This is a genomic window from Halomonas sp. R57-5 (genome assembly GCF_900070345.1).
In the GTDB taxonomy this organism is placed as follows: Bacteria; Pseudomonadota; Gammaproteobacteria; order Pseudomonadales; family Halomonadaceae; genus Vreelandella; species Vreelandella ventosae_B.
On record NZ_LN813019.1, the window covers coordinates 2,205,092 to 2,218,757 of the forward strand.

Below are 13,666 nucleotides of genomic sequence, written 5' to 3' on the forward strand. Positions count from 1 at the left end.
GTAAGTCTCAGCGTTGATTGCATGGCTTACCACTCCGCAATAGAGCCGTCTTCGTGAGTCCAGACCGGGTTGCGCCAGCGGTGGCCCACCTTGGCGCGCTCCTCAACGAACTCTTCGTTGATCTCCACGCCAAGCCCAGGGCCCTGGGGAATGGCACAGAAGCCATCTTCAATCGCCAGGGCTGATTTATCGACCAGGTAGTCGAGTACATCGTTACCCTGGTTGTAGTGAATACCCATGCTCTGTTCTTGAATAAAGGCGTTGTGGCTCACCGCATCCAGCTGTAGCGAAGCGGCTAAGGTCAGCGGGCCAAGCGGGCAGTGGGGCGCCAGGGCGACATCGTAGGCGGATGCTAGGGCGGCGATTTTGAGACCTTCGCTAATGCCGCCACAGTGGGAAATATCCGGCTGGATAATGTCGATCATGCCATCGGCCAGCAGGTCGCGGAACTGAAAACGGGTATGCAGCCGCTCGCCGGTGGCTAGCGGGTAGCCAAGCCCGCCAGCAATATCCTTCAAGCAGGGCAGATGTTCGGGGGCGACCGGCTCTTCCACAAACATGGGGTGAAAGGGCTCTAGCTCGCGCAGCAGTGCTTTGGCCATAGGGCGGTGCACGCGGCCATGGAAGTCGATGCCGATGCCTACATCTGGCCCAACGGCGTTGCGGGCTTCTGCCACCCGGGCAACGGCTTCATCGACCTTGCGGTGTGAATCGACGATTTGCAGCTCGGGGGTGCCGTTCATTTTGAAGGCCGTGAAGCCTTTTTCGACCAGCGCTTTGGCACCAGCGCCCACGTCGCTTGGGCGGTCGCCACCGGTCCAGGCATACATGCGCATTTTGTCGCGCACGGCACCGCCTAACAGCTGGTGAACGGGCACACCCAGGTCGCGACCTTTAAGATCCCACAGCGCCTGGTCAATACCGGCAATTGCACTCATCAGAATCGGCCCGCCGCGGTAAAATCCAGCGCGGTACATGATGTTCCAGAGATGCTCGATGCGGTGTGGATCCTGGCCGATCAAGTAGTCGGAAAGCTCGTGTACGGCGGCTTCAACGGTTGCCGCGCGGCCTTCAATTACCGGTTCACCCCAGCCGTAGCAGCCTTCATCGGTTTCGATCTTGAGAAACAGCCAGCGCGGGGGGACTTGCCAGGTCTTGAGTTTGGTGATTTTCATTAAATCAGATCCTTATTAATTGACGATGCCAAGATCGATGGCGGTACGGCGCAGTACTTCACGTGCGGCACTCTCTGCGCCGCTGGCATCGCGGTTGCGTATGGCGTCAAGCACCTGACGGTGGCGGGCAAGGCTGTCGTCTAGCGTATCGGTGCGGTGCTGCGAACGGTGTATCAGCGCCATGATTGAAGGGCGCAGTAAATGCCCCATTTGCCGCCAGACTAAATTGTGGCTCGCCCGGTAAGTGGCATCGTGAAAGGCGACGTCGTACTCGGCATGCTCAGCACGGGCTTCAACACTGCCTGCGCTGCTCTCCATGCCTGCAAAGGCGCTCTCAAGGCGCTCTATGTCTTCAGCCTGGGCTGCCTGCGCCGCCAGGCCTGCCACCACGGGTTCGGCAGAGTAGCGAAAGGCGTAAATAGCCCTGACCAGCTGCGGGTCAAGGTTGATCAAGCCGGTCATCCATTCGCTCATCAGCGGGTCGAGCAGGTGCCAGTCGCCGATTTCGCGCACCAACGTGCCGCGCCCCGCGGTGCGCTCTAATAGCCCTGCAGCGGTGAGGCTGGTGAGTGCGTTACGCACCTGGTTACGGCTAACGGCAAAGTGTTTACCGATATCCAACTCGCGAGGAAAAACATCGCCGGGCTGCCAATGGCCTGCCAGCAGTGCCTGGGCAAGTAAACGCGCTAACTGTTCAGCGCCACCCTGGTGGGTAGGTAGAGCATCCAGCGTCATCGGTTGTCTCTTATTATGTGTTCGATGACCGCTAGTCTAGTAAATGTCTGACATTTCCACAAGCGAACTGCTTTAGACAAAAGTCAGAGCTTAATTTGACGTCTAGTCACCCCAAATCAGGTACAAAAAAGGCACGCCTACCCAGGCGTGCCTTATGTTAATAGCTTATAGGGCGACTTATTTAGCTAATATCTGCTCGCGTTGGCAGTGCGGCGTAAGCGCCTGGCCGAGTAACGGCATGGGCGCCGCAGCGGCAGGCGGTAGCTACTGCACGGTGTAGAAAGTCAGCATCGCTCTGCCAGTTTTCATTGATGCCGTGGGTCGAAAGCTCGGCCAGAAGACCCCCAATAAAGGCGTCGCCACCGGCGGTGGTATCGACTGCTTCCACTTTAGGGGGGGCAATTCGCTGGTCGATGCCGATACCTTTTAGCACCACATCGTTGGGGCCGTCGGTAATCAAGATAACCTTCACCCCAGCCGCCAAACGTTCAGAAAGCCACGATTCTGCAGGGTGATCAGCACGCAAGTAGTCGAGTTCTTCCTGGGAGAGCTTGAGCAGCTCGGCGCCGTCTAGTAGTTGCGTGACTAAGCTGGCGTCTGCTTCACCGCCGGGCCATAGATTGTGGCGTAGGTTGGCATCGACGCTGACCAGGCAGCCTGCGCGCTTGGCCATGGTGGCCATTGCCAGAGTAACGTCGGCGATCTCGGGGTCGGTCAGGCTGTTACTGCACAGGTGCAAAATAGCAGGATTCTCAAATACGCCCTGGGGTAAATGCTCAAGGCGGTAAAGCAGATCAGCTGCGGGTGGACGATAAAAATCAAAAGTGCGCTCGCCCACTGCATCCCGGGAAACGAACGCTAGCGCCGTACGGGATTGTTGGGTGTACACAATGCCGCTGGTGTCTACACCGTGGCTATTAAGCTCACGCACCAAAAAATGCCCAAAAGTATCGTCGCCTACCATGCCTAAAAACTGGCTAGGCACACCCAGGCGGGCGCAGGCGACCGCCACGTTCGCGGGAGCGCCACCGGCGTAGGGCGTAAAGGTTTCCTGGGCATCAGTGGCGGCACCCAAACGACTGGAGAGCATATCAACCAGTGCTTCCCCAAAGGCGATAACTGGTGTCATCTGTGGCTCCTTATTATGATTAGTGTATTTGTTTTAAAACGAGCGGTGTTGCACGGAACAGTTTTATGCCACGCAATGACCGCGCGCGGCTTCAAGCAGCTCATACCACGCTTCCCGGGGTAGCGTTGCGGGGGCATTCAGCATGTCGCTAATTCGCTCAGGTTTAACGCTGCCAATCACCGGTATCGGCGAGTTGGGCAGGCTGCGCAGCCAAGCCAGCGCTAAGGCGTTGGGCGAGCTATCAAGCGTAGTTGCCCACTTACCCAAACAGTCGCCCACGGAGCCCTGCATCAATTGCCCACCTGCCAGCGGCGACCACGCCATGGGCGAGTGGCCGTCGGCGCATAGATCATCAAAGCTACCGTTAAACAGCGGCGTGGTATGGGCGATTGAGAGCTCGATCTGGTTGGCGCTTAATCGATGATGCATGGCTGCTTGCAAACGGCGCCACTGGCTAGGCAGGTGGTTGGAAATTCCCGCGGCGCCAATTTTGCCTGCTTCAATGGCGTTGTCCAGCGCGCGGCCGGTGGCTTCAGCGTTCATTAGCAGGTCGGGGCGGTGAATCAGAAAGTGGTCGAGACGTTCGACGTTTAAACGCCCAAGCGAGGCGTCGATGGCGCTATGTAGATAATCCGGGCTAGCGTTGTAGTGCTTTACCTTACCCGAACCGGGCGCGGGGTTGTCGTTAGCAATGCTCGCTTTGGTGACGACCTTGACCCGCTGAGCCAGGGCAGGGCGCGCCCGTAGTGCGGCGCCAAAAAGCGTCTCTCCTTGGCCGCTGCCGTAAATGTCCGCATGGTCAAACCAGTTAAGGCCCTGTTCCAGGCGTGCTTCGATCCAGTCTGCCAACCGTTCAGGGTCGTGCATGGCGGGAGTTTCGTGCAGACGCATCATGCCGAGAAGAAACGGCACATCAAAGGTGGCAGCGGGCATAGCAGATTCCATATTGATGTTGTTAGAAATTGTTATCAGAAAACTTCTTCGTTATGCAGTGCTTCGGCGGCACCCAGCAGGCCCGTCCAGGGGGCAGTCACCACCCATACGGGGATGTCAGCGTTATAAGCACCCATACGGCCTTTATTGACAAAAGCGGTGCGCAGTTCGCTCTTCGGCAGCCACTCCAGCAAGCGGGGAAGAATGCCGCCACATAGATAAACTCCACCCCTTGCGCCCATGGTTAGGGTGGCATCGCCACACACATCGCCGAGGATTTTGAGAAAGCGCAGCAGGGCAGCGGTGGCGAGGCTATCGCCCTCGTTGGCCGCTGTGGTCACCTCGGCCGGGCTGGTTAGGCGAGGTTCAATTCCCTCAAGGCTGCAGTGCGCCTGGTAAAGCTCGAGTAAGCCCTGACCGCACAAAATGCGCTCTACGCTCACCCGCTTGTGACGCTGCAGAAATACATCCAGCAGCGCCCGCTCGGTGCCATCCGTGGGTGCAAAAGTGACGTGGCCGCCTTCGGTGGGCAGTGGTATCCAGGCGTGCTGCCCGGGAAATACCCCAGCAACGCCCAGCCCGGTGCCAGGGCCGATGATTAAGCGTGTGGAGTGCGCCTGGGTTTGACCCGGCTGAACCTCGACCAAATCACTGGCTGCCACATGGGGAACGCCCAGCGCCTGGGCGGTAAAGTCATTAATCACTTTGAATAGCGATAGATTCAGCGCTTGCTGAACGTCGCTTTTCAAAAAATCCCAGTGGTTGTTGGTCATTTTGACCCGCTCAGCGTGAACAGGGCAGGCGAAGGCTAAGCAGGCTTCTTGAGGCGCGTTGTCACCGGTGGCGCCCACGCGATTCAAGTAATCCTGCACCGCTTCTACAACGCCGGGGTAGTCGGTGCAGGGTAGGTTCAAAATGTCGTGCGGGGTTATTTCACCGGGAGACACCAATGCCAGGCGTGCGTTGGTGCCCCCAATATCGCCGATGAGTGCCGGTCGCATCAGGCATCCTCTTGTGAGATTTGCCCCTGCTGGCGGGCGAGATCATCGGCTTCAAAACCACCAAACACGCCAGCGCCCTCTTCACCGCGCATGGCAAGGTGACGGAAGCCGCCAAACAGCTCGCGACCCAAGCCCACGTGGTAGTGATCCAGGTTACCGATGGCTAGTTGCCGATCAGCCCAGCTGGCGGGGTCAACTTTGGCTTCCAGCGTGCCCGCATTGGCATCCAGGCGCACAATATCGCCATCGCGCAGTTTGGCCAGCGGGCCACCATCCAGGGCTTCCGGACTCATGTGGATAGAAGCCGGTACCTTGCCCGATGCGCCCGACATGCGGCCATCAGTGACCAGCGCCACTTTATAGCCACGGTCCTGCAGCACGCCCAGGAACGGCGTTAGTTTGTGTAGCTCGGGCATGCCGTTAGCTTTGGGCCCCTGGAAGCGTACAACCACGATGACATCGCGGTCTAAATCGCCAGACTCAAAAGCCGCTTTCATTTCATTTTGATCTTCGAAGATTTTTACCGGCGCTTCAACAATGCGATGCTCTTCGGCGACTGCTGAGATTTTAATCACACCGCGTCCCAGGTTGCCTTTCATCACTGTTAAACCACCCGTTGCCGCGAAGGGCTTAGCGACAGGTCGAAGAACGTCTTCATCAAGACTTTTTTCGGGGCCTTCATGCCAGACGACTTTGCCATCTTCCAGGAACGGCTCCTGGGTGTAGGCGGTTAGGTCAGTGCCAAACACGGTGGGGATATCGCCGTGAATCAAGCCTGCGCCCAACAATTCCCGGAACAGGTAGCTCATGCCGCCCGCCGCCTGGAAGTGGTTGATATCCGCCTGGCCGTTAGGGTAAACCTGCATCAGGCTGGGAGTAACCGCCGAAAGGTCGGTGAAGTCATCCCAGTTCAGGGTAATGCCCGCAGCGGCGGCCATGGCGATCAGGTGCATCGTATGGTTGGTTGAACCACCGGAAGCCAGCAAACCCACCACGGCGTTAACAATCGCGCGCTCATCAATCTGTTTAAAGAACGGGCGATAGTCGCCGCCGGGTTCGGTGTTACGGATGGCCTGCTCTGTGGCGTAGCGGGTCAGTGCTTCGCGCATCTCGGTGCCAGGGTTTACAAAAGAAGTGCCGGGCAGATGTAGGCCCATCACCTCCATCATTAGCTGGTTGGAGTTGGCGGTGCCGTAGAAGGTGCAGGTGCCGGGGCTGTGGTAGGACTCCGACTCGGCTTCTAGCAGCTCGGCGCGGCCCACTTTACCTTCTGCGTAGAGTTGGCGGACGCGCGCCTTCTCTTTGTTAGGCAGGCCACTGGGCATTGGGCCCGCGGGGACAAACATGGCGGGCAGATGCCCAAAGCGCGCGGCAGCGATGAAAAGGCCTGGAATAATCTTGTCGCATACACCCAGATAAAGGGCAGCATCGAACATATTGTGCGAGAGGCCAACGGCCGCGGACATGGCAATCACATCGCGAGAAAACAGGGAAAGTTCCATCCCCGGCTGGCCTTGGGTCACACCGTCGCACATGGCGGGCACGCCACCGGCAAACTGGGCGGTTGAGCCCATGGCACTGGCGGCTGCTTTAATCGTTTCAGGAAACGTCTCAAACGGCTGGTGCGCCGAGAGCATATCGTTGTAAGACGATATAATCCCTAAGTTGGCGCTGTTCATCAGCTTGAGTTCGTTCTTATCACGCGGGTTACAGGCCGCGAAACCGTGGGCCAGGTTGCCACAGCTTAGTTCGGCACGGTGCACACCACGTTTGTGCTGGTCAGCCATGCGCCGCTCATAGAGGGCGCGCCGCTCAGCAGAGCGCTCACGAATGCGCTGGGTAACCTCAGCAACGGTAGGGTTTAAAGTGGCAGGTGTTGAGCTCGGCATAGGGACCTCTGCGTGATAGAGACGGTGAGTAAATATTGTAGTTATTTTACATTTTTTAGCGTCGATTTAAGAGACTTTACGGCAATAAAAACCACATTTGTAGTTTTATTACCCGAATGTAGGCTGTCAGTCACCTTACGTAAAATAGGCGATGGTATTTATGGAACCCTGACAGGGTGGAAGCATCGCCAGTGAAATAGCAAGTATAGCACCCAGGCTTTTGCTACCATTTTGCGCTTTGCCTTTGAATGTTTGATGACCCCTACTAAGCCGGAGCCTGCATGCACGCTATTGTTGACCACATTCAGCCTGTTGATCTCAATGCTGGGGAAGAGGCTCGTCGCTACTTGGATACGCTCACCAAGCCGCCGGGTAGCTTGGGTGCCTTGGAAGAGTTGGCGATACAGCTGAGCGCCATCACTGGTCAGCTCAAGCCCAGCGTGACGCCGCCGGCGGTCATTGTGTTTGCTGCAGATCACGGCGTTGCCGTCGAAGGGGTATCTGCCTTTCCCCAAGAAGTGACTGCCCAGATGGTGGCTAACTTCGCCAATGGAGGGGCGGCCATTAATGTGTTTGCCCGGCAGATAGGGGCGCTGGTTGAGATAGTCGATGTTGGCGTGGCTGCGACGTTAACAATGGCAGGCGTAACCGCTGCTAAAGTGCGCCATGGCACTGCCAATATGGTGGAAGAAGACACCATGCAATCGGCTGACGTCATTAATGCTATGGATGCGGGCGKGGCTGCCGTTGAAAGGGCAAAAAAGGCCGGCGCAAAATGCCTCATTGTCGGTGAAATGGGCATTGCCAATACCACCGCCAGTAGTGCGATGTTAGCAGTACTAACGGGTGAGTCGGTAACAAGCGTAGTCGGTGCGGGAACCGGGATTAATCCCCAGCAGCAGGTGCACAAAGTGGCGGTGATTGAACGCGCTATCGCTGCGCGTAACGCTGACCCACAGGCCCCTTTAGCGGTGCTTGCAAAATTGGGCGGCCTGGAAATTGCTGCCATGACCGGCGCGTATTTGGCAGCAGCGGCCAATAGGATGCCAGCCATTGTGGATGGCTTTATTGCCACAGTGGCCGCGTTGACCGCCTGCCGAATCTGCCCCGCGGTACGCGGCTACCTTATTTTTGGCCATCGCTCCCAAGAGCCTGGGCATGAAGTCGCATTAAGGGCTTTAGAGGCTAAGCCGCTACTCGATATGGGCATGCGGCTAGGCGAGGGCAGTGGTGCCGCGCTGGCGTATCCGTTAGTGAAGGCGGCGACAGCGATGGCGGCGGAGATGGCGACCTTTAACGATGCCGGCGTTAGCGATAAGGCTAGGCTATGAGCGCAAGTGCTACATTAACGGGCGTAGCGCTGATCGCTTTAGCGATCATGATTGATTTAATCGTTGGTGACCCACGCTCAATACCGCATCCGGTGGTGCTGATAGGGCGCTTTATTAGCGCTTTTGAGCGGCTGTGGAATCGCGGCACGGCGCAGCAGCGCAAGCTCAGCGGCGCGTTGTTAACCGTTGTTGTGGTCGGCGGCGTATGGCTTGTTAGCGGGTTAGCGCTGGCGCTGCTAGCACGATTGCACCCCGGGCTGGCGTTGATTGCTGAGCTTTGGCTGCTATCGACTACGCTGGCGATTAAAGGCTTGGGCGATGCGGCACGCGCCGTGGTTAAGCCGCTGACAAAAGGCGATTTGCACGCTGCACGCAAGGCGCTGGGAATGATAGTCGGGCGCGATACGCAACGCTTGGATGAAGCGGAAATTACCCGGGGCACGGTGGAAACCGTGGCGGAAAACACCGTTGACGGCATTACCGCCCCACTATTTTTTGCCCTGATTGGCGGGGCACCGCTAGCGCTGGCGTACAAGGCGGTGAATACTCTGGATTCGATGGTAGGCTACAAAAACCAACGCTATGCCGATTTTGGTTTTGCCTCCGCGAAGCTGGACGATGTCGCCAACTGGATACCCGCACGCTTAACCGCGCTATGCCTGTGGCTTGCTGGCCTGCTACTGGATATTTCAGGCGTTTTGAACCTGCGCTGGAAAGGCGCACTGAGCAGTACTTGCCGCGATGCGCCGCGTCATCCAAGCCCCAATGCTGGCTGGCCGGAGGCCATGGTGGCCAGGCTACTCGGGGTTCAGTTGGGCGGCACCAATGTCTATCAAGGTGTGGTGTCTCAGCGCGCTACCCTAGGTGAGCCGCTTGAAGTGCTGCAGGTAACGCATATCTCTGCTGCGGTGCGTTTAATGCACGGTGCCTGGATACTGTTTATGGTGCTGTCAGTGGTGGTAATAGCGGGCATATTATTCATTTTTAAGGGGCTACTATGAGTCAATGTATGTGGCCCAGCCACGGCGGGCAAGCCGAGGCGCTATTAGCGCACTTCGGTTTGCCCGCCGATCACCGTCTGGAAGATTTTAGTGCCAACCTCAATCCTTTGGGGCCTCCGGCCTGGGTCAGCGATTGGTTAACGAGGCAGTTAGCCTGTCTGGAGCGCTACCCGGCACCCGATTATTGCGCTGCTCGCCACGCTATTGCCGCCCACCACCAAGTCCAGCCCGAGCAGGTGCTGCTAACCAACGGCGGCGCCGAGGCGATTTTCCTGGCTGCCGCGGTGCATGCAGGCAAGCGGGCGGCGATTATTACCCCAAGCTTTGGCGAGTATGCCCGCGCCTGTCGTGCTTATCGGCTCTCCGTCACTGAGATCGCACTGCCCGCGCCGCACTTTGTGCTGGATGTTGGTTCTTTGTTGACCGGGCTTAACGGCACTGAGGTGCTGTTTTTATGCCGCCCCAATAATCCTACCGCTACGCTAATTGATATTTCGGCAATGGAAACGCTGCTGGATCGCAGCGCAGCCATTGGCTGCCATGTGGTAGTCGATGAGGCCTTTATTGACATGGTAGGCGAGGCGACCCAGCAGGCCTCGTTGGCTCCGCTGTTGGCGCGCTATGCGCACTTGACGCTGCTGCACTCCATGACCAAGTTTTATACCCTGCCAGGGCTGCGGTTGGGCTATATGCTGGCGGATGCGGCAACAATAAACGCCGCCGCGATCCATCAGCCAGCCTGGAGTGTTAATCACTTGGCGGCGGAGCTGGTGGCGCCGTTGCTGACGGATGATGCCTTTGCCCGGCGCACCCAACGGTGGTTGGCCAGCGAGCGGCCGCGTGTGGCTCAAGCGCTTACCGAGTTGGGGTTGGACGTTGTGCCCAGCCAGGCGTGTTTTTTTCTTATCCGCCCCAGTGCTGCGCAGGAAATCACCACGGATGCGCTATTTGAGCAGCTACTGCGCCAGGGCATTTTAGTGCGTCATAGCCACAATTTTGCCGGGCTTAATGGCGAATGGCTGAGAGTAGCGCTGCGCGACGAATCTGCCAACCGGCGGCTAGTTAATGTGCTGAAAAAGGTACTGCATGATTGTCTTCGTTAGCGGCGGCGCACGCTCCGGCAAAAGTGATATTGCCGAGCAGCGGGTAGTGGACGCAGCGGGTAGCTCACCCTGTTACTACTTAGCGACCGCAGCCGTATACGACGCAGAGATGGCTGAGCGAGTGGTACGACACCAGCAAGCTAGGAACGGTCACGGACAAGCCGCTCGATGGGTAACGCTAGAAGCGCCTGTGGATATAGATCAAGCGCTGGCCGAGGTGCCCGATGGCAGTGCGGTTCTGCTGGACTGCTTAACGCTATGGTCCAGCCAAGTGCTGTATGGCAGTGAGCTTAGCGACGACGGTGGCCTGGCGCTGCTGACAAATACGTTATCGGATGCTCGCGCGCGCAGTATTTATCTAATGATTGTCTCTAACGATATTAACGAATCGCTGCCGCCCACAGATACGCAAACCTGGCGCTACCTGGCGTTTCTTCAGCGCGCTCACCGCTGGCTAGCGGCGGAGGCGGACTCGGTGCTAGAGGTGCTCGCAGGCTGCGCCATCGAATGGAAAAACCACGGGAAGCTGCTGTGAAAGAGGGTGCTGTGAAAAATGCTCTGTTCGGTCTCCTGCTGGCGCTGCAGTTTCTGACCCGGATCCCCATACCAATAGCCGTCCCCTGGACGCCCGATMCCCGCCGCTGGGCGGTGCGCGCCTACCCTTTGGTGGGCCTGTTGATCGGTAGCGTGCTGGTGCTGCTAGCGTTTGCGATGCACAACGCCCCCACACCGATCACCGCGCTGGCGATATTAAGCGTGTGGGTGGCGCTTTCCGGTGGGCTGCATTTGGATGGCGTTATGGATATCGCCGATGCGCTGGGCAGTAATCAGCCGCTGGCGCGCCGCTGGGAGATTATGAAAGATCCGCAAATCGGCAGCTTTGGTATCTTGGCGCTGGTGTTTCTACTCGCCTGGAAGGGCGTGCTGCTATGGGCATTGCTCACTTATCAAGCGCCGCTCTGGTGGCTGCTGGTGGTGCCCGCGCTAGGGCGCTGGGCGGGCGTTGCCTTGCTGGTTCTGACCCCCTGCGCCCAGCCGAAGGGCCTGGCTTGGAGCTGGCAGCAGTCGCTTAGCGGCCAGGATGTGGCACTGGCGCTGGTACCGCTGGCGGTTGTCGCGCTGTTCGCCCCTGCGCTGGTGCTGATGGGGCTCTTGGCGGCTGTCTTTGTGGCGCTTTCACGCGGGTTTATGGTGCGACTGTTTAACGGCATTAACGGCGATATGGTAGGCGCCACCATCGAAGGAGGAGAGCTTTGGCTACTGATCTTAGTGTGGAGCTGGTGGCAGTTCGCCACGGTATCACCGCTTGGAATTTAGAACGTCGTTATCAGGGCCAACAAGATATACCGCTGCTGTTGCCTGAAGCTGAAGAGGGGCTACTAACGCTGCGGGAGGCATTGGCAGATGAGTATTTTGATGCCATCTACTCAAGCGATCTTAACCGCTGCCAACAAACGCTGAAGTGGGCGGAAGTCGCCAAACCAGGCGTGCCCCTTACGCTTGAGCCACGCCTGCGGGAGCTCGATTTTGGCGAGTACGAAGGCAAGGTTTACGACGAACTCAAAAACCTATCCCACTACCGCGCCTGGATCGACAGCGTCGGTGAGCTGAAAATCCCAGGTGGCGAATCAGCGGCCCAGCTGCGCGCACGTTTGTATGCTTGGCTTGATAATGTGGCCGTCAATGCTCAATCGGGGGGGCACAAAAAAATTCTAGCTGTCACCCACGGCGGTGTGATTCGCGAGCTGCGCCGTCGTTTTGAAACCATCCACTTCTGGGATGGCTCAGTGAGTCAGGCCCAAGGCAGGCGCTGGAAACTCACTTATTACACCGATGCGAATGGACAAGGAGAATGGCAATGCAGCTCTTCATCGGCGGTGCCTGCGCTGGCAAACGAGACGTTGTAGCCGCACGCTTTCTCAAGGCGAATTGGTGGCAACTGGATGCTGCTAAGCCCTTCAGCGATAGCCAGCAAGCGCTCGTAGCCGATACGCCGCTTGTTCTCACAGGTGTGCTTGAATGGCTTGGCGCTGCGCTTGAGCGTGACGATAACGATGCCCTGCGCCAGCAGTGGCAGAGCGATATGGCAGCGCTCTGCCAGCACGCCGACGAGCTAAACGCGCCGTTAATCATCATTGCCAACGAAGTTGGCCGTGGGATTGTGCCCATGCAGCCTGAACAGCGCCGCCTTCGTGATCTCAATGGCTGGTTTGTTCAGGATGCCACTACTCAAGCTGAGCATGTGTGGTATGTCCGGCATGGGTTGGTGATGGCGGTTAAGTAATTAGCTAAGCCTTGCTCCGCCAGCGCTGCTGCCAACCAATCATCAGTAGATGCACTGGCAGGTAGACTATTATGGGCCAGAGCAGCGTGAGTAGGAACAGATAGAGCAACGGGTCGAGGCTCTCCTGGGACTGGCCGAAGGGGCCATGCACCCAGTTGATATTGCGCTCGGCTTCGGTAAGCAGATAGGTCAATGGCACCACAATCCACGTTAGCAGGATCTGCCAAAGCAGGGCGCGGCGTGCATAGCCAAGCCTGGCTATGCCGATACCCGCCACCAGCGTTAGCACCACGTGGTAGAGCGACATGGCTCGCGCCATGGGTGGATGCTCCGGGTCGAACATATACTCGGTGCCGCCGATAGGATGCACGCCAGKGAGCGCCGCCGTGGCGACGTCCAGGCTCCATAAACTGCCGACTAGCGCCACCGCCAGCCATTGCATCGACATCAGGGTGCGGTGTTCACTCCACAGCGCCACCAGCAGCAGAAAACTCGCTACGTTGCACAGCCAAAAGAAGTTCTGTGCCCCCAGCAGCACTACGTAGCTTGGTGCCCAGACCAGGATCCACAGTGTAAAAGCCAGCTTTAACCAGCGTGGCACGCCGGCTGGTGAGGAATCGACCATGATCGTCTCCTGTTCCGTGCGTTGTCTATACTCTAGCAGCTCATCATGAATTGACCGCCCTCCAACAAGTTGCTAGCTTACGCCCACTCTCAGGTGCTGGCGGTGGATCAAGCCGCTAGTGAAACGGGAAGTTGGTGAACGCCTTGTGTGATTCCAACGCTGCCCCCGCAACGGTGATCGAGATAAGAACGGCTAAGACGCCACTGTGCTTATGCACGGGAAGGTGGTCGTTCGGAAAGGCGCATTGTTAGATGCTGCCTTTCGCTCGTCAGCCCGGAGACCGGCCCGAGAGTAACGGTTCAACCTGAACCGATACATGCCGAGGCGCGGTGGGTGCTCTCAAGGCGATTAACGGTGGAACAATGCAATCATACAGTGCGACCGTGATTTCCTTGTCTTGTCCTGCGCTCGGTCAATAAAACGACGTTGTGCGGGKGAGCACGACGAGCAAGGGATCCCT

Annotated in this window: 14 protein-coding genes and 1 riboswitch; of the genes, 7 read left to right on the plus strand and 7 right to left on the minus strand. The window is 57.9% G+C overall.

The genetic code is table 11. The features are described 5' to 3' along the window. Nucleotides 1-26: 26 nt before the first annotated feature. The 6 genes from dgoD to edd form a co-directional block, all read right to left on the minus strand. Nucleotides 27-1,175 carry a galactonate dehydratase gene (dgoD, locus tag HALO_RS10050; RefSeq protein ID WP_022523040.1) on the minus strand — a complete coding sequence of 383 codons (1,149 nt, stop codon included), beginning with the start codon at nt 1,173-1,175 and terminating at the stop codon, nt 27-29. A 15-nt stretch (nt 1,176-1,190) separates the two neighbouring features. Further along, nucleotides 1,191-1,910, minus strand: a complete 720-nt coding sequence (locus tag HALO_RS10055) for a FadR/GntR family transcriptional regulator (protein WP_035580081.1) — start codon at nt 1,908-1,910, stop codon at nt 1,191-1,193. A gap of 181 nt (nt 1,911-2,091) precedes the next feature. Beyond that, the gene (locus HALO_RS10060) at nt 2,092-3,039 is read right to left on the minus strand and encodes a carbohydrate kinase family protein (protein WP_035580079.1); all 948 of its coding nucleotides are present in this window, start codon (nt 3,037-3,039) and stop codon (nt 2,092-2,094) included. A 63-nt stretch (nt 3,040-3,102) separates the two neighbouring features. Then, nucleotides 3,103-3,972 carry an aldo/keto reductase gene (locus HALO_RS10065; protein ID WP_035580076.1) on the minus strand — a complete coding sequence of 290 codons (870 nt, stop codon included), beginning with the start codon at nt 3,970-3,972 and terminating at the stop codon, nt 3,103-3,105. 35 nt (nt 3,973-4,007) lie between these two features. After that, the gene (gene glk, locus HALO_RS10070; RefSeq protein WP_035580074.1) at nt 4,008-4,973 is read right to left on the minus strand and encodes a glucokinase; all 966 of its coding nucleotides are present in this window, start codon (nt 4,971-4,973) and stop codon (nt 4,008-4,010) included. Then, nucleotides 4,973-6,862, minus strand: coding sequence for a phosphogluconate dehydratase (gene edd, locus HALO_RS10075; protein ID WP_035580071.1), 1,890 nt, complete (start codon nt 6,860-6,862; stop codon nt 4,973-4,975). The genes glk and edd overlap by 1 nt, the downstream gene beginning before the upstream one ends. Before the next feature lie 281 nt (nt 6,863-7,143). Between edd and cobT the strand changes: the two genes are divergently transcribed. From cobT to HALO_RS10110, 7 genes are read left to right on the plus strand one after another with little or no spacing between them, the layout of a single operon-like run. Then, nucleotides 7,144-8,193, plus strand: coding sequence for a nicotinate-nucleotide--dimethylbenzimidazole phosphoribosyltransferase (gene cobT / locus HALO_RS10080; RefSeq protein ID WP_050713388.1), 1,050 nt, complete (start codon nt 7,144-7,146; stop codon nt 8,191-8,193). Then, entirely contained in the window at nt 8,190-9,194 is a 1,005-nt protein-coding gene (gene cbiB / locus HALO_RS10085) for an adenosylcobinamide-phosphate synthase CbiB (protein WP_035580067.1), read from the plus strand. The genes cobT and cbiB overlap by 4 nt, the downstream gene beginning before the upstream one ends. Beyond that, the gene (gene cobD, locus HALO_RS10090; RefSeq protein WP_035580065.1) at nt 9,191-10,297 is read left to right on the plus strand and encodes a threonine-phosphate decarboxylase CobD; all 1,107 of its coding nucleotides are present in this window, start codon (nt 9,191-9,193) and stop codon (nt 10,295-10,297) included. The genes cbiB and cobD overlap by 4 nt, the downstream gene beginning before the upstream one ends. Next, complete coding sequence (locus tag HALO_RS10095) at nt 10,281-10,832, plus strand: bifunctional adenosylcobinamide kinase/adenosylcobinamide-phosphate guanylyltransferase (RefSeq protein ID WP_035580062.1); 552 nt, start codon at nt 10,281-10,283, stop codon at nt 10,830-10,832. The genes cobD and HALO_RS10095 overlap by 17 nt, the downstream gene beginning before the upstream one ends. Nucleotides 10,833-10,843: 11 nt before the next feature. Continuing rightward, the gene (gene cobS, locus HALO_RS10100) at nt 10,844-11,614 is read left to right on the plus strand and encodes an adenosylcobinamide-GDP ribazoletransferase (RefSeq protein ID WP_050714160.1); all 771 of its coding nucleotides are present in this window, start codon (nt 10,844-10,846) and stop codon (nt 11,612-11,614) included. Next, nucleotides 11,551-12,204: a histidine phosphatase family protein gene (locus HALO_RS10105; RefSeq protein WP_035580059.1), complete on the plus strand. Its 654-nt coding sequence runs from the start codon at nt 11,551-11,553 to the stop codon at nt 12,202-12,204. The genes cobS and HALO_RS10105 overlap by 64 nt, the downstream gene beginning before the upstream one ends. Next, nucleotides 12,156-12,581 carry a bifunctional adenosylcobinamide kinase/adenosylcobinamide-phosphate guanylyltransferase gene (locus tag HALO_RS10110; RefSeq protein ID WP_035580056.1) on the plus strand — a complete coding sequence of 142 codons (426 nt, stop codon included), beginning with the start codon at nt 12,156-12,158 and terminating at the stop codon, nt 12,579-12,581. The genes HALO_RS10105 and HALO_RS10110 overlap by 49 nt, the downstream gene beginning before the upstream one ends. A gap of 4 nt (nt 12,582-12,585) precedes the next feature. Here the strand turns inward: HALO_RS10110 and HALO_RS10115 are convergent, their stop codons facing one another. Further along, nucleotides 12,586-13,206, minus strand: a complete 621-nt coding sequence (locus HALO_RS10115) for a hypothetical protein (protein ID WP_050713389.1) — start codon at nt 13,204-13,206, stop codon at nt 12,586-12,588. Nucleotides 13,207-13,280: 74 nt separating this feature from the next. Continuing rightward, nucleotides 13,281-13,509, plus strand: a riboswitch (cobalamin riboswitch). The last annotated feature ends 157 nt before the right edge of the window (nt 13,510-13,666 follow it).